At 36.6% G+C, this 18,954-nt stretch carries 33 protein-coding genes; 1 reads left to right on the top strand and 32 read right to left on the bottom strand.

All coding sequences use genetic code 11. From position 1 onward, the window contains the following. The first annotated feature begins 145 nt into the window (after positions 1-145). The gene (locus tag OM075_RS06845; RefSeq protein WP_301189746.1) at positions 146-529 is read left to right on the top strand and encodes a helix-turn-helix domain-containing protein; all 384 of its coding nucleotides are present in this window, start codon (positions 146-148) and stop codon (positions 527-529) included. Positions 530-584: 55 nt separating this feature from the next. On the opposite strand, the gene eno is transcribed toward OM075_RS06845, so the two are convergent. From eno to fusA, 32 genes are all read right to left on the bottom strand, one after another. Continuing rightward, positions 585-1,886 carry a phosphopyruvate hydratase gene (gene eno / locus OM075_RS06840; protein ID WP_301189745.1) on the bottom strand — a complete coding sequence of 434 codons (1,302 nt, stop codon included), beginning with the start codon at positions 1,884-1,886 and terminating at the stop codon, positions 585-587. 110 nt (positions 1,887-1,996) lie between these two features. Beyond that, entirely contained in the window at positions 1,997-2,497 is a 501-nt protein-coding gene (gene rplQ, locus OM075_RS06835) for a 50S ribosomal protein L17 (RefSeq protein ID WP_435873467.1), read from the bottom strand. A 5-nt stretch (positions 2,498-2,502) separates the two neighbouring features. After that, positions 2,503-3,495 carry a DNA-directed RNA polymerase subunit alpha gene (locus tag OM075_RS06830; RefSeq protein ID WP_301189744.1) on the bottom strand — a complete coding sequence of 331 codons (993 nt, stop codon included), beginning with the start codon at positions 3,493-3,495 and terminating at the stop codon, positions 2,503-2,505. 9 nt (positions 3,496-3,504) lie between these two features. Further along, on the bottom strand, positions 3,505-4,110 hold the full coding sequence (gene rpsD / locus OM075_RS06825; protein WP_301189743.1) for a 30S ribosomal protein S4: 606 nt from the start codon (positions 4,108-4,110) through the stop codon (positions 3,505-3,507). A 140-nt stretch (positions 4,111-4,250) separates the two neighbouring features. Next, positions 4,251-4,640, bottom strand: coding sequence for a 30S ribosomal protein S11 (gene rpsK / locus OM075_RS06820; protein WP_301189742.1), 390 nt, complete (start codon positions 4,638-4,640; stop codon positions 4,251-4,253). Between the two features lie 10 nt (positions 4,641-4,650). Next, positions 4,651-5,028 carry a 30S ribosomal protein S13 gene (gene rpsM, locus OM075_RS06815; protein WP_301189741.1) on the bottom strand — a complete coding sequence of 126 codons (378 nt, stop codon included), beginning with the start codon at positions 5,026-5,028 and terminating at the stop codon, positions 4,651-4,653. Between the two features lie 13 nt (positions 5,029-5,041). Continuing rightward, the gene (ykgO, locus tag OM075_RS06810) at positions 5,042-5,158 is read right to left on the bottom strand and encodes a type B 50S ribosomal protein L36 (RefSeq protein ID WP_071792536.1); all 117 of its coding nucleotides are present in this window, start codon (positions 5,156-5,158) and stop codon (positions 5,042-5,044) included. A 12-nt stretch (positions 5,159-5,170) separates the two neighbouring features. After that, positions 5,171-5,392 carry a translation initiation factor IF-1 gene (infA, locus tag OM075_RS06805; RefSeq protein ID WP_138528501.1) on the bottom strand — a complete coding sequence of 74 codons (222 nt, stop codon included), beginning with the start codon at positions 5,390-5,392 and terminating at the stop codon, positions 5,171-5,173. 14 nt (positions 5,393-5,406) lie between these two features. Further along, entirely contained in the window at positions 5,407-6,192 is a 786-nt protein-coding gene (gene map, locus OM075_RS06800; RefSeq protein WP_301189740.1) for a type I methionyl aminopeptidase, read from the bottom strand. Positions 6,193-6,209: 17 nt separating this feature from the next. Continuing rightward, on the bottom strand, positions 6,210-7,538 hold the full coding sequence (gene secY / locus OM075_RS06795) for a preprotein translocase subunit SecY (RefSeq protein WP_301189739.1): 1,329 nt from the start codon (positions 7,536-7,538) through the stop codon (positions 6,210-6,212). Between the two features lie 4 nt (positions 7,539-7,542). Then, positions 7,543-7,989 carry a 50S ribosomal protein L15 gene (gene rplO / locus OM075_RS06790; protein WP_301189738.1) on the bottom strand — a complete coding sequence of 149 codons (447 nt, stop codon included), beginning with the start codon at positions 7,987-7,989 and terminating at the stop codon, positions 7,543-7,545. A 27-nt stretch (positions 7,990-8,016) separates the two neighbouring features. Then, positions 8,017-8,193: a 50S ribosomal protein L30 gene (gene rpmD / locus OM075_RS06785; protein ID WP_301189737.1), complete on the bottom strand. Its 177-nt coding sequence runs from the start codon at positions 8,191-8,193 to the stop codon at positions 8,017-8,019. A gap of 11 nt (positions 8,194-8,204) precedes the next feature. Beyond that, positions 8,205-8,723, bottom strand: coding sequence for a 30S ribosomal protein S5 (gene rpsE / locus OM075_RS06780; RefSeq protein WP_301189736.1), 519 nt, complete (start codon positions 8,721-8,723; stop codon positions 8,205-8,207). A gap of 5 nt (positions 8,724-8,728) precedes the next feature. After that, complete coding sequence (rplR, locus tag OM075_RS06775) at positions 8,729-9,085, bottom strand: 50S ribosomal protein L18 (RefSeq protein ID WP_301189735.1); 357 nt, start codon at positions 9,083-9,085, stop codon at positions 8,729-8,731. A 20-nt stretch (positions 9,086-9,105) separates the two neighbouring features. Continuing rightward, entirely contained in the window at positions 9,106-9,657 is a 552-nt protein-coding gene (rplF, locus tag OM075_RS06770; RefSeq protein WP_301189734.1) for a 50S ribosomal protein L6, read from the bottom strand. A gap of 16 nt (positions 9,658-9,673) precedes the next feature. Further along, positions 9,674-10,069, bottom strand: a complete 396-nt coding sequence (rpsH, locus tag OM075_RS06765; protein WP_301189733.1) for a 30S ribosomal protein S8 — start codon at positions 10,067-10,069, stop codon at positions 9,674-9,676. A 62-nt stretch (positions 10,070-10,131) separates the two neighbouring features. Next, the gene (gene rpsN, locus OM075_RS06760) at positions 10,132-10,401 is read right to left on the bottom strand and encodes a 30S ribosomal protein S14 (protein WP_301189732.1); all 270 of its coding nucleotides are present in this window, start codon (positions 10,399-10,401) and stop codon (positions 10,132-10,134) included. A gap of 14 nt (positions 10,402-10,415) precedes the next feature. Continuing rightward, a complete protein-coding gene (rplE, locus tag OM075_RS06755; RefSeq protein ID WP_301189731.1) occupies positions 10,416-10,961 on the bottom strand; it encodes a 50S ribosomal protein L5 in 546 nt (181 codons plus the stop codon). Further along, complete coding sequence (gene rplX / locus OM075_RS06750; protein WP_301189730.1) at positions 10,961-11,281, bottom strand: 50S ribosomal protein L24; 321 nt, start codon at positions 11,279-11,281, stop codon at positions 10,961-10,963. The genes rplE and rplX overlap by 1 nt, the downstream gene beginning before the upstream one ends. A 19-nt stretch (positions 11,282-11,300) precedes the next feature. After that, positions 11,301-11,666 (bottom strand): 50S ribosomal protein L14, encoded by a 366-nt coding sequence (gene rplN / locus OM075_RS06745; protein WP_301189729.1) that lies wholly within the window; start codon positions 11,664-11,666, stop codon positions 11,301-11,303. Between the two features lie 2 nt (positions 11,667-11,668). Then, complete coding sequence (gene rpsQ / locus OM075_RS06740; RefSeq protein ID WP_301189728.1) at positions 11,669-11,926, bottom strand: 30S ribosomal protein S17; 258 nt, start codon at positions 11,924-11,926, stop codon at positions 11,669-11,671. A gap of 7 nt (positions 11,927-11,933) precedes the next feature. Beyond that, entirely contained in the window at positions 11,934-12,131 is a 198-nt protein-coding gene (gene rpmC, locus OM075_RS06735; RefSeq protein WP_301189727.1) for a 50S ribosomal protein L29, read from the bottom strand. A 12-nt stretch (positions 12,132-12,143) separates the two neighbouring features. Next, on the bottom strand, positions 12,144-12,569 hold the full coding sequence (gene rplP / locus OM075_RS06730) for a 50S ribosomal protein L16 (RefSeq protein ID WP_301189726.1): 426 nt from the start codon (positions 12,567-12,569) through the stop codon (positions 12,144-12,146). Between the two features lie 29 nt (positions 12,570-12,598). Then, positions 12,599-13,303, bottom strand: a complete 705-nt coding sequence (gene rpsC, locus OM075_RS06725; protein ID WP_301189725.1) for a 30S ribosomal protein S3 — start codon at positions 13,301-13,303, stop codon at positions 12,599-12,601. Positions 13,304-13,307: 4 nt separating this feature from the next. Continuing rightward, positions 13,308-13,727, bottom strand: coding sequence for a 50S ribosomal protein L22 (gene rplV / locus OM075_RS06720; RefSeq protein ID WP_301189724.1), 420 nt, complete (start codon positions 13,725-13,727; stop codon positions 13,308-13,310). Positions 13,728-13,764: 37 nt separating this feature from the next. Beyond that, a complete protein-coding gene (rpsS, locus tag OM075_RS06715) occupies positions 13,765-14,034 on the bottom strand; it encodes a 30S ribosomal protein S19 (protein ID WP_301189723.1) in 270 nt (89 codons plus the stop codon). A gap of 18 nt (positions 14,035-14,052) precedes the next feature. Then, positions 14,053-14,877: a 50S ribosomal protein L2 gene (rplB, locus tag OM075_RS06710; RefSeq protein ID WP_301189722.1), complete on the bottom strand. Its 825-nt coding sequence runs from the start codon at positions 14,875-14,877 to the stop codon at positions 14,053-14,055. A gap of 5 nt (positions 14,878-14,882) precedes the next feature. After that, entirely contained in the window at positions 14,883-15,173 is a 291-nt protein-coding gene (rplW, locus tag OM075_RS06705) for a 50S ribosomal protein L23 (RefSeq protein ID WP_301189721.1), read from the bottom strand. 24 nt (positions 15,174-15,197) lie between these two features. After that, positions 15,198-15,818, bottom strand: coding sequence for a 50S ribosomal protein L4 (gene rplD / locus OM075_RS06700; RefSeq protein ID WP_301189720.1), 621 nt, complete (start codon positions 15,816-15,818; stop codon positions 15,198-15,200). Further along, on the bottom strand, positions 15,818-16,435 hold the full coding sequence (gene rplC, locus OM075_RS06695) for a 50S ribosomal protein L3 (protein WP_301189719.1): 618 nt from the start codon (positions 16,433-16,435) through the stop codon (positions 15,818-15,820). The genes rplD and rplC overlap by 1 nt, the downstream gene beginning before the upstream one ends. Positions 16,436-16,520: 85 nt before the next feature. Next, positions 16,521-16,826, bottom strand: coding sequence for a 30S ribosomal protein S10 (rpsJ, locus tag OM075_RS06690; RefSeq protein WP_027472457.1), 306 nt, complete (start codon positions 16,824-16,826; stop codon positions 16,521-16,523). A gap of 12 nt (positions 16,827-16,838) precedes the next feature. Then, a complete protein-coding gene (gene fusA / locus OM075_RS06685; RefSeq protein ID WP_301189718.1) occupies positions 16,839-18,944 on the bottom strand; it encodes an elongation factor G in 2,106 nt (701 codons plus the stop codon). Positions 18,945-18,954 lie beyond the last annotated feature (10 nt).

The following is an 18,954-nucleotide window of genomic DNA, read 5'->3' as shown; positions in this document are numbered from 1 at the left end:
GGGGATTGATTTTCAAAAAAGATAAAAATCTGTCCCAATGCGTGATTTTTAAATTATGACTAACTAATTTAGAAAACGTTTAGGACAGCTCTGAGATTATTTAAAAGCTCAAGTAAACAGTCTCCTAAAAAACCGTCAAATTCTATTGGAGAAGTTCGCAAATACGCCTTTTGTTCCTTATGGTAGCTTAGCCAATAACAAAAAAGATGAAGAATTTCTGAACAAGCTTAATAAAGAAATTGAAAGCAGTTTGTTAGATCCTGAATATTCTATAGAAAACCTGGCAAACGCTTTATCAATGAGCAGATCTAATTTACAACGTAAAATTAAAGGAATTTCAGGGATGACACCCAATGATTATTTGAGAGTTTGTAAGCTTAAGAAAGCTGCGAAATTAATTATTGAAGGAGAATATAGAATTAATGAGATATGCTTTTTAGTTGGATTTAACAATCCCTCATATTTCGCTAAATGCTTCCATAAACAATTTGGTAAATTACCTAGCGAGTTCACAAAGGACAATGCATAAAAAAAGGAGCATCATTATGATGCTCCTTATATTATAAACTAATTACTATGAGTAATTAGGCTTTTTTCACTTTTTTATAACCATAAACAGCGCTAGCACCTAATTCTTCTTCAATACGAAGAAGTTGGTTATATTTAGCCATACGGTCAGAACGGCTTAATGAACCTGTTTTGATTTGTCCACTGTTAGTAGCTACAGCAATATCAGCAATTGTAGCATCTTCAGTTTCACCTGAACGGTGAGAAGTTACTGAAGTATAACCAGCTCTGTGAGCCATTTCAATTGCATTTAAAGTTTCTGTTAAAGTACCAATTTGGTTTACTTTAATAAGGATAGAGTTAGCAGCTCCTAATTCAATACCTTTTTTCAAGTAATCAACATTAGTTACAAATAGGTCATCACCTACTAACTGGCATTTGTCACCAATTTTAGCATTTAATGCAACCCATCCGTCCCAGTCGTTCTCATCCATACCATCTTCGATAGAATCGATAGGATACTTAGCAACAAGATCAGCTAAATAAGCAGCTTGCTCTTCAGAATTTCTTTTAACACCGTTTGGCTCAAAAATGCTGTAATCATATACACCTTCTTTGTAGAATTCAGAAGAAGCACAGTCCATAGCGATAGAAACATCACCACCGTCTTCTGCACGACCTGGCTTATATCCAGCGTTTTTGATAGCTGTTAAAATACAATCAATAGCCTCTTCAGTACCACCTAACATTGGAGCGAAACCACCTTCGTCACCAACAGCAGTAGAAAGACCTTTTCCTTTTAATACCTTAGCTAATGCATGGAATACTTCAGCACCCATACGTAAACCTTCTCTAAAAGTAGGAGCTCCAATAGGACGAATCATGAACTCTTGGAAAGCAATAGTAGCATCTGAGTGAGAACCACCATTGATAATATTCATCATTGGAACAGGTAAAGTACAAGCATTAGTTCCACCGATATAACGGTATAATGGCATTTCAAGGTACTCAGCAGCAGCTTTTGCTGTAGCTAATGATACACCTAAAATAGCGTTAGCACCTAACTTACTCTTAGTTTTAGTACCATCCATTTCAAGCATTTTAGTATCAACACCAACTTGATCTAATACGCTAAAACCAACTAATTCAGGAGCAATAACATCGTTAACATTAGCAACGGCTTTTTGTACACCTTTTCCTAAATAACGACTTTTATCACCATCTCTTAGCTCTAGTGCTTCGTGCTCACCAGTAGATGCTCCAGAAGGTACAGCAGCACGACCTACAACACCACATTCTAAAGTTACCTCTACTTCAACAGTAGGATTTCCACGTGAGTCAAGAATCTCACGAGCATGAACATTTGAAATTTGTCCCATAATTTGACTTATTTAAAAATTGAGTTTACAATTCTGAAAAAAAAAGGATAACGGCACGAGGCAATTATCCTTTTATGTTTTAAGATAGCATATAATAACTATTTATATAACTACTCTTTAGATTCACTTTCAGTTGAATTTTCTGTTGATTCTACATCTGCAGCAGCAGATTCAGTTGTAGCAGTAGCTTTTTTACGTCTTGTACGACGTGATTTCTTATCTGCTTGAGGCTTGCTAGCCGACAACATGTTTTCATTATAATCAACTAATTCGATATAACACATTTCTGCGTTATCACCTAAACGATTACCAAGCTTTAAAATACGAGTATAACCACCTGGTCTTTCTCCTACTTTTCCAGCAACTTCTCTGAATAGTTCAGATACAGCAAATTTGTTATTTAGGTATCCAAAAACAATTCTTCTTTGTTGTGTAGAATCATCTTTAGATTTAGTAATAAGAGGCTCAACGTACATGCGCAATGCTTTGGCTTTGGCTACTGTAGTTTTAATTCTTTTGTGAAGAATTAAAGACGCAGCCATATTCGATAACATAGCTTTACGGTGAGAGCTCTTTCTTCCTAAATGATTGAACTTTTTTCTATGTCTCATCGCAATTATTCCTTGTCTAATTTATACTTAGTAATATCCATACCAAAATTTAAGTTCATCACTTGTAAAAGGTCATCAAGCTCTGTTAATGATTTCTTACCAAAGTTACGGAACTTCAATAGATCGTTACGATTAAATTGAACTAGCTCACCTAATGTTTCCACATCAGCAGCTTTTAAACAATTTAATGCTCTAACTGAAAGATCCATGTCAACCAATTTAGTTTTTAACAACTGGCGCATGTGAAGAACTTCTTCATCGAATTCTTCATTTCCAAATTTCTCATCTGAATCTAATGTAATTCTCTCATCTGAGAACAACATAAAGTGATAGATAAGAATTTTAGCAGCTTCTTTTAAAGCATCTTTTGGATGAATAGAACCGTCTGTTTCTATTTCAATAATTAATTTCTCGTAGTCAGTTTTTTGCTCTACACGATAGTTTTCTATCGAATATTTTACATTTCTGACTGGAGTATATATAGAGTCAATCGCAATAACACCGAACTCAGATTCTGCTGAATGATTTTCTTCAGAAGGAACATAACCCCTACCTTTATTAATGGTTAATTCCATTTTAAGGTTAACATCAGGGTTCATTAAACAAATACGTTGATCAGGATTTAAAACTTCAAAGCCAGTCATGAAGTTATTCAATTCTCCAGCTTTTAATTCTTCCTTACCCGACACGTTGATAGTAACTTTCTCACTATCTACCTCTTCTACAATTTGTTTAAATCTAATTTGCTTAAGATTAAGAATTATGTCGGTTGTATCGTTAATTACTCCTGGAATAGTTGAAAACTCATGATCTACTCCTTCAATCTTAACAGATGTAATTGCGAAACCTTCTAATGAGGATAACAAAATTCTTCTTAAGGCATTTCCAACTGTAATACCATATCCTGGTTCTAACGGACGAAATTCGAAGCGACCGAATTGATTGTCCGCTTCAAGCATGATTACTTTATCAGGTTTTTGGAATGCTAATATTGCCATAAGAATATATTATTTAGAATACAATTCAACAATTAATTGTTCTTTAATATTTTCAGGAATATCTTCTCTTGATGGTACATTTAAAAATTTACCAGTTTTTGTGTCACCATCCCACTCTAACCAAGAAAAGTTATGCACTGAAGATGCTGCCAAAGAATCAGTAATTGTTTCCAGAGATTTAGATTTCTCACGAACACCAATAATTTGATCAGCTTTTACTGAATATGATGGAATATTTACAACTTGTCCATCAACAGTAATATGCTTATGAGATACAAGCTGACGTGCTGCTGCTCTTGAAGGAGCAATTCCCATACGATATACTACGTTATCTAAACGGCACTCTAACAAGCCAAGTAATACTTCACCAGTAATACCTTTAGCACGTGATGCTTTTTTAAACAAGTTACTAAATTGCTTTTCTAATACACCGTATGTGTATTTAGCTTTTTGTTTTTCTTTCAATTGAAGACCATATTCTGAAGTCTTCTTTCTACGGTTGTTACCGTGTTGTCCTGGAGGATAGTTTTTTCTTTCGAAACTTTTATCCGAACCATAAATTGCCTCACCGAATTTACGGGCAATTTTCGTTTTAGGTCCAATGTATCTAGCCATTCTTCTAAATTTTTGTTTTTAAATTTTTGTTTTTAAATTATGAATATGAAGGCCGCGAGATTATAGAGAGGAGGTTCTATTATAATCATTCATAATTCAAAATCCAAAGACTCAATTTATGGTTAATAACTAGTAAATAATTATACTCTTCGTCTTTTTGGAGGACGACATCCATTGTGTGGCATAGGAGTAATATCTACAATCTCTGTAACCTCAATACCAGCAGCGTGGATTGAACGAATTGCAGATTCACGACCATTACCTGGTCCTTTCACATACACCTTTACTTTTCTTAAACCAAGATCAAAAGCTACTTTACCACAGTCTGTAGCTGCCATTTGAGCTGCATAAGGAGTATTCTTTTTAGAACCTCTAAAACCCATTTTACCAGCACTAGACCAAGAAATAACCTGACCATTTTTATTTGTTAAAGAAACAATAATGTTATTGAAAGATGAGTGAATATGAGCTTCTCCTTGAGCCTCAACTTTAACGACTCTTTTCTTTTGACTCGCTGTCTTCTTTGCCATATCTCAATTATTATTTAGTTGCTTTTTTCTTGTTAGCAACAGTTTTTTTCTTCCCTTTACGTGTACGTGCATTGTTTTTAGTCTTCTGACCACGTAATGGTAAACCGATACGATGACGAATTCCTCTATAACAACCGATATCCATCAAACGTTTAATATTCAACTGAACTTCTGATCGAAGTTCACCTTCGATTTTATATTGTTCAGAGATAATTTCACGAATCTTTGCTATTTGTTCGTCTGTCCAATCGCTAACTTTGATGTTAACATCAATCCCTGCCTCGCCAAGGATTTTTTGAGCTACACTACGCCCAATTCCGTAAATATAAGTTAATGAAACCTCACCTCTCTTATTGGTAGGGATATCAACTCCAGCAATTCTAGCCATAATTATTTATTCTTTATCCTTGACGTTGTTTAAACTTGGGATTCTTCTTGTTAATCACGTATAAGCGCCCTTTGCGTTTTACAATTTTGCAATCAGCACTTCTCTTCTTAACAGATGCTCTAACCTTCATTGTATTATAGAATTAATTTTTGTATCTATAAGAAATTCTTCCTTTAGTAAGATCATATGGAGACATCTCCACTTTAACCTTATCTCCAGGTAAAATTTTAATATAGTGCATTCTCATTTTACCTGAGATATGCGCTGTAATCACATGCCCATTTTCAAGCTCTACTCTAAACATAGCATTTGATAGGGCTTCTATTATCGTTCCGTCTTGTTCTATTGAGGCTTGTTTAGCCATAACTAATTACCTTTTTAATTTTCAGACTGCAAAGTTAATACTTCTTCTACAAATTTAAAACTAGAAAGTATATCTGCTGCATTTTTTTGTACTGCTATAGTATGTTCAAAATGAGCGGAAACCTTTTTATCCATGGTTCTGATAGTCCATCCGTCGTTTTCCTGTACAATATTTCTTTTTCCTAAATTAATCATTGGCTCTATGGCAATGACCATTCCTGGTTTTAATAATGTACCATTCCCTCTTCTACCATAATTAGGTACTTCAGGCGACTCGTGCATATTTCTTCCTACACCATGTCCTACCATTTCTCTTACAACAGTATATCCTCTTTCTTCACAATATTGTTGAACAGCGTTGCCAATATCGCCAATTCTGTTTCCCGCAATTGCTTTTTCAATACCCTTGTATAAAGATTCCTTAGTTGCTTTAAGTAATGCTTTGATTTCAGGATTAACGTTACCTACTTCAAAAGTATAGGCTGAATCACCATAAAACTCATTCATTAAAACACCACAATCCACAGAAACAACGTCACCGTCTTCTAATGGAGTGGAATTAGGAATACCATGTACTACTTGATCATTTACAGAAGTACATAGAGTATTAGGAAACCCCTGATATCCTAAGAAACCAGGGATTCCGCCATTATCTCTAATAAATTCTTCGGCAAGTTTATCTAATTGTAAAGTTGTTACACCTGGCTTTATTGCTTTAGCAATCTCACCTAGTGTTTTACCTACAAGCATATTACTTGCTCGAAGTAATTCTATCTCTTCGTCTGTTTTAAGATATATCATTATCGAACGACTCTCTTTTAATAAACAGCAGGACCGCCTCCAGTTCTACCTTTGATTCTTCCGGATTTCATCAATCCATCATAATGTCTCATCAACAAGTGGCTCTCAATTTGTTGTAAGGTATCTAAAACAACACCCACCAAAATCAATAAAGATGTACCACCATAGAACTGAGCAAACATTCTATCTACTCCTGCCATAGAAGCAAAAGCTGGTAGAATTGCTACAATAGCTAAAAATACCGATCCTGGTAATGTAATTTTTGACATTACAGAATCTAAAAACTCTATAGTTTTTTTACCCGGTTTAACACCTGGGATAAATCCACCATTACGTTTCATATCTTCAGCCATCTGAGTTGGATTTATTGTAATTGCTGTATAAAAATATGTGAATGCAATAATTAAAAATGCGAATACTGCATTATAACCCCAACCGGTATAATCTGAAAACATAGCAGTAAACCAGTTGTTCGCGCTATCACCTCCTACATATCCAGCTAATGTTAATGGTACAAACATAATTGCCTGAGCAAAGATGATTGGCATTACACCTGCAGCGTTTACTTTTAAAGGTATGTATTGACGAACACCACCATATTGTTTGTTACCCACAATACGCTTCGCATATTGAACAGGAATACGGCGGGTTCCTTGTACTAACAAAATTGTACCTGCAAATACAAAAAATAGAACCACGATCTCAATCAACAACATCACTAAACCACCACCTTCTTCAAAACGAGATACAAATTCAGCTACCACAGCAAAAGGAAGACGTGCAATGATACCAATCATAATAATTAATGAAATACCATTACCTATTCCTTTCTCAGTAATTCTTTCTCCTAACCACATTACAAACATTGTTCCCGCAGTAAGTATCATTATTGATGTAATTTTAAACATCAATCCTGGTGAAGAAATTGCTACTTCTGGTAAGTTAGCTAAATATGCCGGTGATTGAAACAATAAGATTATAACAGTTAGATATCTGGTTATTTGGTTAATCTTACGTCTACCACTTTCTCCTTCACGTTGTAACCTTTGAAAATAAGGAACAGCGATACCTAAAAGTTGAATTACGATAGATGCAGATATGTAAGGCATAATACCTAAACCAAATACGGATGCATTAGAAAATGCACCTCCGGAAAACATATCTAATAATCCCATAACTCCTTGTGAAGTTTGGGCTTTAAGTTCTGTTAATTGAGTAGGATTAATCCCAGGCAATACAATAAATGAACCTAAACGGTATACTAATACCAATCCAATAGTTGTAATGATGCGGGACTTTAAATCCTCAATCTTAAAAATGTTGCGAATTGTTTCGATCAGTTTCATTGATTTACAGTTTAACAACGGTACCTTGAGCAGCTTCAATAGCGCTCACCGCTGATTTAGAAAAGGCATGAGCTTTCACTTCAATTTTGGCAGTAATATTTCCATTACCAAGTATTTTAACCCGGTCATTCTTATTAATGAAACCAGCTTCTTGAAGTGTTTCAATATCAATTACAGTAAGGTTCTTCTTTTCAGCTAACTCCTGTAGATTTGCAATATTAATTGCTTTATATTCTACACGGTTGATGTTTTTAAAACCGAATTTAGGAACACGTCTCTGTAATGGCATTTGACCACCTTCGAAACCAATTTTCTTAGAATAACCAGATCTGGACTTGGCACCTTTATGACCACGAGTAGATGTACCACCACGGCCTGAACCCTGTCCACGACCAATTCTCTTTCTTGTTTTGGTCGAACCTTCAGCAGGTTTTAAATTACTTAAGTCCATATCTAAGTTTTCTTAAATCGTTATAAATTATTTTTCTATGCTAACAAGGTGTCTCACCTTTTCAACCATACCAAGAATTTGAGGGGTTGCCTCAAATTCATTAGTTGCATTTATTTTTGTTAGACCAAGAGCCGCCAAAGTTTTCTTTTGACGTGCAGTTGAGCCAATTTTGCTCTTTACTTGTGTTACTTTTATCTTAGCCATTTTTGTTCTTCTTAACCGTTAAATACTTTGTCTAACGTAACACCTCTATGCTTAGCCACAGTTTGAGCGTCTCTTAATTCCTTAAGTGCATTAATAGTAGCTTTTACAAGGTTGTGAGGGTTTGATGAACCTTTTGATTTAGCCAAAACGTCAGTTACACCAACACTTTCAAGTACAGCGCGCATCGCACCACCGGCTTTAACTCCGGTACCGTGAGAAGCAGGCTTCATGAAAACACTTGCACCACCAAACTTGCAATATTGCTCGTGAGGAATTGTTCCATTAAGAACTGGTACTTTAACAAGGTTTTTCTTTGCAGCTTCTACACCTTTTGCAATTGCGGTTGTTACTTCGTTAGCTTTACCTAACCCCCAACCTACGATGCCATTTTCGTTACCAACTACAACAATAGCAGAAAAACTAAAAGTTCTACCACCTTTGGTTACCTTAGTTACACGATTAATGGCAACTAACCTATCCTTTAATTCAAGGTCGTTATTACTTCTTACTTTTTGATTATCTCCTGCCATAGTTATTAAAATTTAAGACCTGCTTCACGAGCAGAGTCAGCTAATTGTTTAACTCTTCCATGGTATAAAAATCCATTACGATCGAATACCACAGATTCTATTCCGGCACCTTTTGCTTTTTCAGCAATTAATTTACCTACTGATGCAGCTTGCTCAGTTTTAGTTCCCTTTTGTGAGGCAACTTCTTTTTCAAGAGATGAGGCTGATAGAAGCGTTTTTCCGTTAATATCATCGATAATTTGAACAGAAATTTGTTTGTTGCTTCTGAAAACCGACATTCTTGGCCTCTCAGCAGTACCCGAAATCTTACCTCGGATACTTCTTTTTATTCTAAGTCTTCTTTCTACTTTAGAAAAAGCCATAATTTTAATTTTTAATCAGATTAAACTTTTGCAGATTTACCAGCTTTACGTCTGATTTGCTCTCCAACAAACTTCACACCTTTACCTTTGTATGGCTCAGGCTTACGAAGTGAACGGATTTTTGCACAAACTTGTCCAAGCAATTGCTTATCTGCAGACTCTAATGTAATAATCGGATTACTCTTTCTGTCGGTTACAGCTTCAACTTTAATCTCGGCTGGCAACTCCATATGTATTGGGTGAGAGTAACCTAAAGCTAACTCAAGAAGTTGTCCTTGGTTTGTAGCTCTATAACCTACACCAACCAATTCTAATTTCTTCACAAAGCCTTGTGAAACTCCTTCAACCATATTATTAATTAGCGAACGATATAAACCGTGCTGAGAGCGGTGTTCTTTAGAATCAGATGGTCTGTTAACCAATACTTGATCTTCATTCACCTCTACTTCTAATTCAGGATTAACTTGCTGAGCAAGTTCTCCTTTAGGGCCTTTTACGGTAACAAGGTTTTCTTTAACTGTTACTGTAACTCCGGCTGGTATTGAGATGGGCTGTTTTCCTATCCTTGACATAATACTTTCTCCTTTATTAACTTACGTAACATAAAACCTCACCACCTATTTGAGCTTGTCTAGCTTCTTTATCGGTCATAACACCTTTAGAAGTAGATAGGATGGCAACTCCCAATCCATTTAAAACTCTAGGCATATCCTTATAACCAGCATACTGACGTAGACCTGGTGTACTCACTCGCTTTAATTGTTTGATTGCTGATTTTTTAGACTCAGCATCATACTTAAGAGCGATTTTAATAATTCCTTGCTTGTTGTCATCAACAAATTTGAAATTAAGAATATAACCCTTGTCATAAAGAACTCGGGTCATTTCTTTTTTCAGATTTGATGCAGGAATTTCAACAACTTTGTGTTTTGCCATAATGGCATTTCTGATTCTTGTCAGAAAATCTGCTATTGGATCTGTCATTTTAAAAAAAGTTTAAATTAATCCCGCAAACGGGACAATATTTATACTTGAAACCTAATTTTCTACCAGCTGGCTTTTTTTACTCCAGGGATTAAACCTGAAGAAGCCATTTCACGAAACTGAATCCTAGAAAGACCAAATTGTCTCATGTATCCTTTAGGACGACCTGTAATTTTGCAACGATTGTGCAAACGTACAGGGGAAGCATTTTTAGGTAATTTCTGTAATCCTTCGTAATCACCTGCTTCTTTCAGCGCCGCTCTTTTTGCAGCATATTTGGCAACAAGCTTGGCTCTTTTTACTTCACGAGCCTTCATTGATTCCTTGGCCATATTTACTCTTTTTATTATTTTTTAAATGGTAAACCAAATGCTTTTAATAAAGCAAATGCTTCTTCATCGGTATTTCCAGAGGTCACAAAGGTAATATTCATACCCAAAATTTTACTAACATTGTCAATATTTATTTCAGGAAAAATAATTTGCTCCTCAATACCTAAGGTATAGTTACCACGTCCATCAAGCTTACTGTTGATTCCTTTGAAGTCGCGAATCCTTGGCAAAGACACACGAATCAATCTTTCCAGGAACTCATACATGTTGTCTTTTCTTAAAGTTACTCTAACACCGATAGGCATTTTTTTACGTAACTTAAAGTTAGAAACATCTTTCTTAGAAAGACAAGGAACAGCTTTTTGACCGGTAATAGCGGTAAGCTCATTAATTGCAATATCAACCATTTTTTTATCAGCAACTGCTTGACCAATACCTTGGTTGATAACAATCTTCTCTAATTTTGGAACTTGCATTACTGATTTGTATTCAAATTCCTTCATCAATGTAGGAACAACTTGTTCTCTGTACATTGTTTTTAAACTAGGTGTATAGCTCATTACTTGATCTCCTCCCCTGATTTTTTAGCGAACCTTACTAACTTTCCGTCTTTACCGGCACGTCTACCGATACGAGTAGCTTCACCAGTTGAAGGATCCTTAAGGTTTAAGTTAGAGATGTGGATCGGAGCCTCTTGCTTCACAATACCTCCCTGAGGATTGTCAGCATTTGGCTTAGCATGTTTTGATACCATGTTAATTCCTTCCACGATAGCTCTATTCTTACCTACAAGAACTTCAAGAACTTTACCTTCTTGTCCTTTATATTCTCCGGCATTTACAATTACTGTATCGCCTTTTTTAATATGTAATTTACCCATTGCTATCTCTTATTAAAATTTATAGCACCTCAGGAGCCAATGATACGATTTTCATATAACCGTCACGTAATTCTCTGGCTACTGGGCCGAAGATACGAGTACCACGCATTTCGCCTGCTTGATTTAAAAGCACACATGCGTTTTCATCAAAACGGATATAAGAACCATCGGCTCTTCTGATCTCTTTTTTTGTACGAACAACTACTGCCTTTGTAACAGTACCTTTCTTCATGTCTGTAGAAGGGATGGCACTCTTAACAGTTACAACGATACGATCACCAATTGTGGCGTATCTTTTTTTAGTACCCCCAAGCACTCTAATACAAAGTACTTCTTTGGCACCACTATTATCGGCAACAGCCAATCTGGATTCTTGTTGTATCATGATTACTTAGCTCTTTCGATAATTTCTACAAATCTCCAACGTTTCGTTTTGCTTAACGGACGAGTTTCCATAATTTTTACGGTATCGCCTTCGTTGCAGGTGTTATTCTCGTCATGTGCGTGAAACTTCTTAGTTTTTTTCACGAACTTTCCGTAGATAGGGTGCTTTTCACGGATTTCTACTGCTACTACAATAGACTTATCCATTTTATCGCTAGCCACAACACCGATACGTTCTTTTCTTAAATTTCTTTTTTCCATCACTAAACTATTTTTCGGTTAACTGCTTTTGACGCAAAATAGTTTGCAATCTCGCAATATTTCTACGTAAGCCTCTTATCTGCAATGGATTTTCCAATGGAGATATGCTATGATTGAGTTCTAAACGGATAAGTTCAGCTCTTTCGGTCTCGATTCTTTCGATGATCTCGCTGATCGCCATTTCTTTAATTTCCGAAGTCTTCATTCCTTACTCAAATTATTTAGATTCAACATAGTCTCGTCTTACAACGAATTTAGTAGTAACAGGCAATTTTTGAGCCGCTAAACGCAATGCTTCTTTTGCTGTTTCGAATGGTACTCCATCACATTCAATAATGATTCTACCTGGAGTAACTGGAGCCACAAATCCTTCAGGGCTACCTTTACCTTTACCCATACGTACCTCTGCAGGCTTCTTGGTAATTGGCTTATCAGGAAACACTCTAATCCAAATTTGTCCTTGACGTTGCATATAACGTGTTACAGCAATACGAGCCGCCTCAATCTGACGTCCTGTAAGCCATTTTGTTTGCAACGACTTTATTCCAAAAGATCCGAATGCAAGTTGCGCGCCACGTTGAGCCTCGCCCTTCATTCTCCCTTTCTGAATTCTTCTGTATTTAATTTTCTTTGGTTGTAACATCTTTCTAACTCATTTACATTAGCTGATGACTACTTTCTTCTCTTCTTAAAGTTCCCACCTTTACGTTGTGGTTTATCTTGCGTAGCAAAATTTGGTGAAAGATCTGGTTTACCATAAATCTCTCCTTTACAAATCCAAACTTTAATACCTAACAAACCTGTTTTGGTAAGAGCTTCAGCTTGAGCGTAATCAATATTTGCACGGAATGTGTGTAGAGGAGTTCTTCCTTCTTTATACATTTCCGCTCTGGCCATTTCTGCACCGTTTAAACGACCTGAAATTTGAATTTTGATACCTTCTGCTCCCATTCTCATGGTAGAAGCAATAGCCATCTTAACTGCACGACGGAAAGCAATACGTCCTTCTAATTGACGTGCAATGTTGTTAGCTACTATAATAGCATCTAATTCTGGTCTCTTAACTTCAAAAATGTTGATTTGAACCTCTTTATCAGTGATTTTCTTCAACTCTTCTTTTAGTTTGTCAACCTCTTGGCCACCTTTACCAATAATGATTCCCGGACGAGCTGTGTGAACAGTAATCGTTATCAGTTTTAGTGTACGTTCAATAACAATTCTCGAAATACTAGCTTTAGCTAAACGAGCGTTTAGATATTTACGGATTTTAGTATCTTCTAAGATTTTATCTCCGTAATTTTTTCCGCCAAACCAATTAGAATCCCATCCTCTGATGATTCCTAATCTGTTACTTATTGGATTTACTTTTTGTCCCATTTAACTAACTTTTAATTTCTTGTTGGTTATCAACGTTGCTATCAATATAAATGGTTACATGGTTCGATCTTTTTCTGATACGGTGAGCACGCCCTTGTGGAGCTGGTCTCAACCTTTTTAAAATTCTCGCTGAATCTACATTGATTGATTTTACATACAGATTAGCATCTTCCATGCGTACCCCTTCATTCTTCTCCTTCCAGTTTGCAATTGCAGAAAGAAGTAATTTCTCTACCCTACGAGAAGCTTCCTTAGAAGAAAACTTCAACATATCTAAGGCTAAATTAACTTCTTTACCTCTGATCATATCTGCAACCAGGCGCATTTTACGTGGAGAAGTAGGCACATTACGAAGTGAAGCAAAACTTACTTGCTTTTTTGCTTCCTTAGTTTTTTCTGCTCTGAGTCTTTTTCTTGCACCCATTTTTTAAATCTCTTTAATAATTTAAATTACAGTTAGGTTAACGTTTCTTATTACCACCGTGACCTCTATAGGTACGTGTTGGTGAAAACTCTCCTAACTTGTGACCTACCATATTTTCGGTCACATAAACAGGAATAAATTTATTTCCGTTGTGCACTGCGATAGTATGTCCAACAAAATCTGGAGATATCATCGATGCTCTTGCCCAAGTTTTAATTACAGATTTTTTACCTGAATCGTTCATGTCGAAAATCTTCTTTTCAAGTTTGTAATCTATAAATGGGCCTTTTTTTAATGATCTGCTCATAAGTTCTTCTGATTAACGTTATTTTTTACGCTTTTCAATAATGTACTTACTAGAAGCTTTCTTCTTATCACGAGTTTTGAAGCCTTTAGCTAATACACCTGTACGTGATCTTGGATGACCTCCAGACTGTCTTCCTTCACCACCACCCATTGGGTGATCGACTGGGTTCATGGCAACACCACGAACTCGTGGACGACGTCCTAACCAACGTGAACGACCAGCTTTTCCTGATCTTTCTAACGCGTGGTCTGAATTACCTACCGCACCAATAGTAGCGCGACAAGTTGTAAGGATCATTCTAGTTTCACCTGACGGTAACTTAATAACGGCATACTTACCTTCACGAGCAGCCAATTGAGCAAATGTTCCGGCACTACGAGCCATAATTCCACCCTGTCCTGGGCGCAACTCAATGTTGTGAATGATCGTTCCTAATGGGATCTCTTTAAGGGTTAATGTATTACCAAGATCTGGGCTTACGCCTGTTCCTGATTCAACAGTTTGACCGACTTCTAATCCGTTAGGAGCGAGAATGTAACGTTTTTCGCCATCAGCATACACTAATAATGCGATACGTGCACTACGGTTTGGGTCATATTGAATTGACTCAACAGTAGCAGCAACACCGTCTTTATTTCTCTTGAAATCGATTACCCTGTAACGTCTCTTATGTCCGCCACCAATGTAGCGCATGGTCATCTTACCTGTGTTGTTACGACCTCCGCTTTTTTTGATAGGCTCCAGTAAGGACTTCTCTGGTGTACTTGAGGTAATCGTATCAAATGCACCAATAATTTTGTGTCTCTGCCCCGGTGTTGTGGGCTTTAGCTTTCTTACTGCCATTTTAATTAAATATTGCTATAAAAATCAATCTTATCTCCTTCTACCAAAGTAACAATTGCCTTTTTGTAAGCAGCAGTTTTACCTACCTGCACACCACTTTTTGTATAACGGCTTTTTACTTTACCGGCATAATTCATGGTGTTTACTCTTTCAACAGTTACGTTGTACATTTCCTCAACCGCTTTCTTAATTTGTATCTTGTTAGCGTTTTTGTTAACTACAAATCCAAAGCAATTTAGTTTTTCACCTTGCTCGTTGAGTTTTTCAGTAACTATTGGCTTAATTAATATTTGCATTTTAAAATCTCCTTAAGCTTTAAATTAAAGATTACCTAATCCTTCAACTGAACTTTCAACTAGAACTAACGCTCCGGCTTTCATAATACTATAAGTATTCAATTCAGCTAATGTTACAACTTCCGATTTAGGAATATTTCTTGAAGCCAAGTAAACATTCTTATCAGCATCTTTTAATACTACTAATGAACGTTTTCCTTCAACTTGAAGACTCTTACGGATTTGCGCAAACTCTTTTGTTTTTGGAGCTTCCATGTTGAAATCTTCAACAACGATAATGCTACCAGTTCTTGCTTTATAAGATAAAGCAGACTTACGAGCAAGCTCTTTTAATTTGCGGTTTAATTTAAATCCATAATTACGAGGACGAGGACCAAAAACGCGACCACCACCACGGAATACAGGCGACTTAATGCTACCTGCACGAGCAGTACCGGTTCCTTTTTGCTTCTTGATCTTACGTGTACTACCTGCGATCTCAGCTCTTTCTTTTGATTTATGGGTTCCTTGACGTTGATTTGCAAGGAACTGTTTTACATCAAGATAAATAGCATGATCGTTAGGCTCAATACCGAAAACTGAATCTGCTAATTCAACAGTTTTTCCGGTCTCTTCTCCTGTTATGCTTAATACTTTTAGTTCCATTACATTTCAACAATTACATATGAACCTTTTGCTCCTGGAACAGACCCTTTCACAATGATAAGGTTGTTTTCAGGAATCACTTTTAATACTCTAAGGCTTTCAACCATCACTCTGTTTCCACCGGTTCTTCCAGCCATTCTCATCCCTTTAAATACGCGAGCAGGGTAAGAAGCAGCACCTACAGAACCTGGAGCTCTTAAACGGTTGTGCTGTCCGTGAGTTGAACCACCAACACCGCCAAATCCGTGACGTTTTACTACACCTTGAAATCCTTTACCTTTAGAGATACCTGTAACGTCAACGAAAATATCTTCAGAAAAGATATCAACAGTTACTTCATCTCCTAAGTTAAATTCTTGTTCGAATCCTTTGAATTCAACAACACTTCTTTTTGGAGCTACACCAGCTTTTTTAAAGTGGCCTAACTCAGGCTTAGATGTGTTTTTTTCTTTCTTGTCTTCGAACGCCAGCTGTACAGCCTCATATCCGTCAGTTTCCACAGTTTTAACCTGTGTAACCACACATGGGCCAGCTTCGATAACAGTGCATGGAATGTTTTTTCCATCGGCACTGAAAACGGAAGTCATTCCGATTTTTTTTCCAATAATACCTGGCATTGTTACAAAAATTAAATATTAAATAATCGATTCATACAGCCTGAAGTTTCGGCCAACAGGCTGCATGAACTTATTTTCTTTTGTCTCACACTTTGATTTCAACTTCAACTCCACTTGGTAACTCAAGCTTCATTAAAGCATCGATTGTTTTAGCTGTAGAGCTATAGATATCGATTAAACGCTTATATGAAGATAGTTGAAATTGCTCTCTCGACTTTTTGTTTACGAATGTTGAACGTAACACTGTAAATACTCTTTTGTGAGTAGGAAGAGGAATAGGACCGCTAACTACAGCACCAGTCGTTTTTACTGTCTTAACGATTTTCTCAGCTGATTTATCAACTAAGTTGTGATCGTAAGATTTTAATTTGATTCTTATCTTTTGACTCATCTTGAGATCTTATTATAATAATTCTACTTTTCCTTCAGCTTCTTTCACTACTTCAATTGCAATGGCTTTAGAAACTTCTTCGAAGTGTGAGAACACCATTGATGAAGTTGCACGACCAGATGAAATAGTACGTAAAACTGTTACATAACCGAACATCTCGGCAAGAGGCACTTTAGCTTTTACAACACGAGCACCAGCTTTAGACTCCATTCCTTCTACCTGACCACGACGCTTGTTAAAGTCACCAATGATATCTCCCATGTATTCTTCAGGAGTAACAACTTCAACTTTCATGATTGGTTCAAGAAGAACAGGACGAGCTTTCATTGCTGCATTTTTAAATGCCTGACGACCTGCGATCTCAAATGACAACTGGTCAGAATCCACAGGGTGGAAAGATCCATCTTTAAGTACTACTCTAAGACTGTCAACAACGAAACCAGCTAATACACCGTTTGACATTGCATCAGTAAAACCTTTCTCAACTGAAGGAATATATTCTTTAGGAACGTTACCTCCTTTTACTTCGTTGATGAACTCAAGTCCTTCTTTACCGTCTTCTCTAGGTCCAACAGTAACAACAACATCAGCAAATTTACCACGACCACCAGACTGCTTTTTGAATACCTCACGGTGCTCAACTGTTTGTTTGATAGCTTCTTTGTAAGTTACCTGAGGACGTCCTTGGTTACACTCAACTTTAAATTCACGTTTTAAACGGTCGATAATAATCTCAAGGTGAAGCTCACCCATACCGCTAATTACTGTTTGACCACTATCTTCGTCAGTTTGAACACGGAATGTTGGATCTTCTTCAGCTAATTTAGCTAAAGCCACACCCATTTTGTCCATATCCTTTTGAGATTTTGGCTCAACAGCAATACCGATTACTGGTTCTGGGAAATCCATTGACTCTAATGTAATAGGATTTTTCTCATCACATAGAGTATCACCAGTACGAATATCTTTAAAACCTACTCCAGCACAAATATCACCAGCTTCGATAACATCCTGAGGAATCTGCTTGTTAGATTTCATTTGGTATAAACGAGAGATACGCTCTTTTTTACCTGTACGAGTATTTAATGCATATGAACCTGCATCAATTTTACCAGAATAAACACGCATAAATGCTAAACGACCTACGAATGGGTCAGTAGCAATTTTAAATGCTAATGCAGCAAGTGGTGCATTTGCATCATGTGGTCTTGATTCTGCCTCACCAGTATCCGGATTAGTACCTGTAATTTCAGGAATATCACTAGGTGAAGGTAAAAATGCAATAACAGAATCCAATAAACGTTGAACACCTTTATTTTTGAAGGCAGAACCACACATCATTGGAGTAATTGTTTGATTAATGGTTGCAGTACGAATAACAGCAATCATTTCCTCTTTTGTGATAGATTCTGGATCTTCAAAATAACGCTCCATTAATTCCTCATCACACTCAGCTACTGCTTCAACTAATTTATCTCTCCACTCTTGGGCTTCAGCTTTTAACTCTTCACGGATTTCTCTTAATTCATAACGAGAACCCATTTGAGCATCATCAAACCAAACAACCTCTTTATTTTCGATTAGGTCAATAACACCTTCAAAATTATCTTCAGCTCCAATAGGAATCTGAATAGGCATTGGATTTGCACCTAACATTTCTCTTACCTGACGTACTACTTCATAGAAGTTAGCACCTGAACGGTCCATTTTGTTTACGAAACCAATACGAGGCACACCATATTTATCAGCTTGTCTCCATACAGTTTCTGATTGTGGTTCAACACCACTAACAGCACAGAATAAGGCAACAGTACCATCTAACACCCTTAAAGAACGCTCTACCTCTACAGTAAAGTCAACGTGTCCTGGGGTATCGATAATGTTAATCTTATACGATTCATTGTTATAGTTCCAGTTGGTGGTTACAGCTGCAGAAGTAATAGTAATACCTCTCTCCTGCTCTTGCTCCATCCAGTCCATGGTTGCAGCACCATCGTGTACCTCACCAATTTTATGAGTAATACCAGTATAAAACAGAATACGCTCTGTAGTAGTGGTTTTACCCGCATCGATATGCGCCATGATACCGATATTTCTGGTGTATTTTAAATTTCCCATTTTATTTATT

It is taken from the genome of Plebeiibacterium sediminum, assembly GCF_026013605.1.
Taxonomy (GTDB): Bacteria; Bacteroidota; Bacteroidia; order Bacteroidales; family Marinilabiliaceae; genus Saccharicrinis; species Saccharicrinis sediminus.
This window is presented reverse-complemented; position numbering and strand designations above follow the sequence as displayed.

Coding starts and splice junctions, on each gene's coding strand:
- rplB (WP_301189722.1), bottom strand. CDS start 14,877: ATGGCAGTAAGAAAGCTAAAGCCCACAACACCGGGGCAGAGACACAAA.
- rplN (WP_301189729.1), bottom strand. CDS start 11,666: ATGATACAACAAGAATCCAGATTGGCTGTTGCCGATAATAGTGGTGCC.
- rplE (WP_301189731.1), bottom strand. CDS start 10,961: ATGAGCTATACACCTAGTTTAAAAACAATGTACAGAGAACAAGTTGTT.
- rplR (WP_301189735.1), bottom strand. CDS start 9,085: ATGGCTTTTTCTAAAGTAGAAAGAAGACTTAGAATAAAAAGAAGTATC.
- rplO (WP_301189738.1), bottom strand. CDS start 7,989: ATGGACTTAAGTAATTTAAAACCTGCTGAAGGTTCGACCAAAACAAGA.
- rplV (WP_301189724.1), bottom strand. CDS start 13,727: ATGGGTGCAAGAAAAAGACTCAGAGCAGAAAAAACTAAGGAAGCAAAA.
- rpsH (WP_301189733.1), bottom strand. CDS start 10,069: ATGACAGATCCAATAGCAGATTTTCTGACAAGAATCAGAAATGCCATT.
- rpsS (WP_301189723.1), bottom strand. CDS start 14,034: ATGAGCAGATCATTAAAAAAAGGCCCATTTATAGATTACAAACTTGAA.
- infA (WP_138528501.1), bottom strand. CDS start 5,392: ATGGCTAAACAAGCCTCAATAGAACAAGACGGAACGATAATAGAAGCC.
- rpmC (WP_301189727.1), bottom strand. CDS start 12,131: ATGAAGACTTCGGAAATTAAAGAAATGGCGATCAGCGAGATCATCGAA.
- map (WP_301189740.1), bottom strand. CDS start 6,192: ATGATATATCTTAAAACAGACGAAGAGATAGAATTACTTCGAGCAAGT.
- eno (WP_301189745.1), bottom strand. CDS start 1,886: ATGGGACAAATTTCAAATGTTCATGCTCGTGAGATTCTTGACTCACGT.
- rplF (WP_301189734.1), bottom strand. CDS start 9,657: ATGTCAAGGATAGGAAAACAGCCCATCTCAATACCAGCCGGAGTTACA.
- rpsN (WP_301189732.1), bottom strand. CDS start 10,401: ATGGCCAAGGAATCAATGAAGGCTCGTGAAGTAAAAAGAGCCAAGCTT.
- rpsM (WP_301189741.1), bottom strand. CDS start 5,028: ATGGCTAGAATTGCTGGAGTTGATATCCCTACCAATAAGAGAGGTGAG.
- rpmD (WP_301189737.1), bottom strand. CDS start 8,193: ATGGCTAAGATAAAAGTAACACAAGTAAAGAGCAAAATTGGCTCAACT.
- rplC (WP_301189719.1), bottom strand. CDS start 16,435: ATGCCAGGTATTATTGGAAAAAAAATCGGAATGACTTCCGTTTTCAGT.
- ykgO (WP_071792536.1), bottom strand. CDS start 5,158: ATGAAGGTTAGAGCATCTGTTAAGAAGAGAAGTGCTGATTGCAAAATT.
- rpsJ (WP_027472457.1), bottom strand. CDS start 16,826: ATGAGTCAAAAGATAAGAATCAAATTAAAATCTTACGATCACAACTTA.
- rplW (WP_301189721.1), bottom strand. CDS start 15,173: ATGCAAATATTAATTAAGCCAATAGTTACTGAAAAACTCAACGAGCAA.
- secY (WP_301189739.1), bottom strand. CDS start 7,538: ATGAAACTGATCGAAACAATTCGCAACATTTTTAAGATTGAGGATTTA.
- rplP (WP_301189726.1), bottom strand. CDS start 12,569: ATGTTACAACCAAAGAAAATTAAATACAGAAGAATTCAGAAAGGGAGA.
- rpsK (WP_301189742.1), bottom strand. CDS start 4,640: ATGGCAAAGAAGACAGCGAGTCAAAAGAAAAGAGTCGTTAAAGTTGAG.
- rplD (WP_301189720.1), bottom strand. CDS start 15,818: ATGGAACTAAAAGTATTAAGCATAACAGGAGAAGAGACCGGAAAAACT.
- rplX (WP_301189730.1), bottom strand. CDS start 11,281: ATGGGTAAATTACATATTAAAAAAGGCGATACAGTAATTGTAAATGCC.
- rpsD (WP_301189743.1), bottom strand. CDS start 4,110: ATGGCTAGATACATTGGACCTAAAACGAAAATTGCCCGTAAATTCGGT.
- rpsC (WP_301189725.1), bottom strand. CDS start 13,303: ATGGGACAAAAAGTAAATCCAATAAGTAACAGATTAGGAATCATCAGA.
- fusA (WP_301189718.1), bottom strand. CDS start 18,944: ATGGGAAATTTAAAATACACCAGAAATATCGGTATCATGGCGCATATC.
- rpsQ (WP_301189728.1), bottom strand. CDS start 11,926: ATGGAAAAAAGAAATTTAAGAAAAGAACGTATCGGTGTTGTGGCTAGC.
- rplQ (WP_435873467.1), bottom strand. CDS start 2,497: ATGAGACATAGAAAAAAGTTCAATCATTTAGGAAGAAAGAGCTCTCAC.
- rpsE (WP_301189736.1), bottom strand. CDS start 8,723: ATGGCAGGAGATAATCAAAAAGTAAGAAGTAATAACGACCTTGAATTA.
- OM075_RS06830 (WP_301189744.1), bottom strand. CDS start 3,495: ATGGCAATATTAGCATTCCAAAAACCTGATAAAGTAATCATGCTTGAA.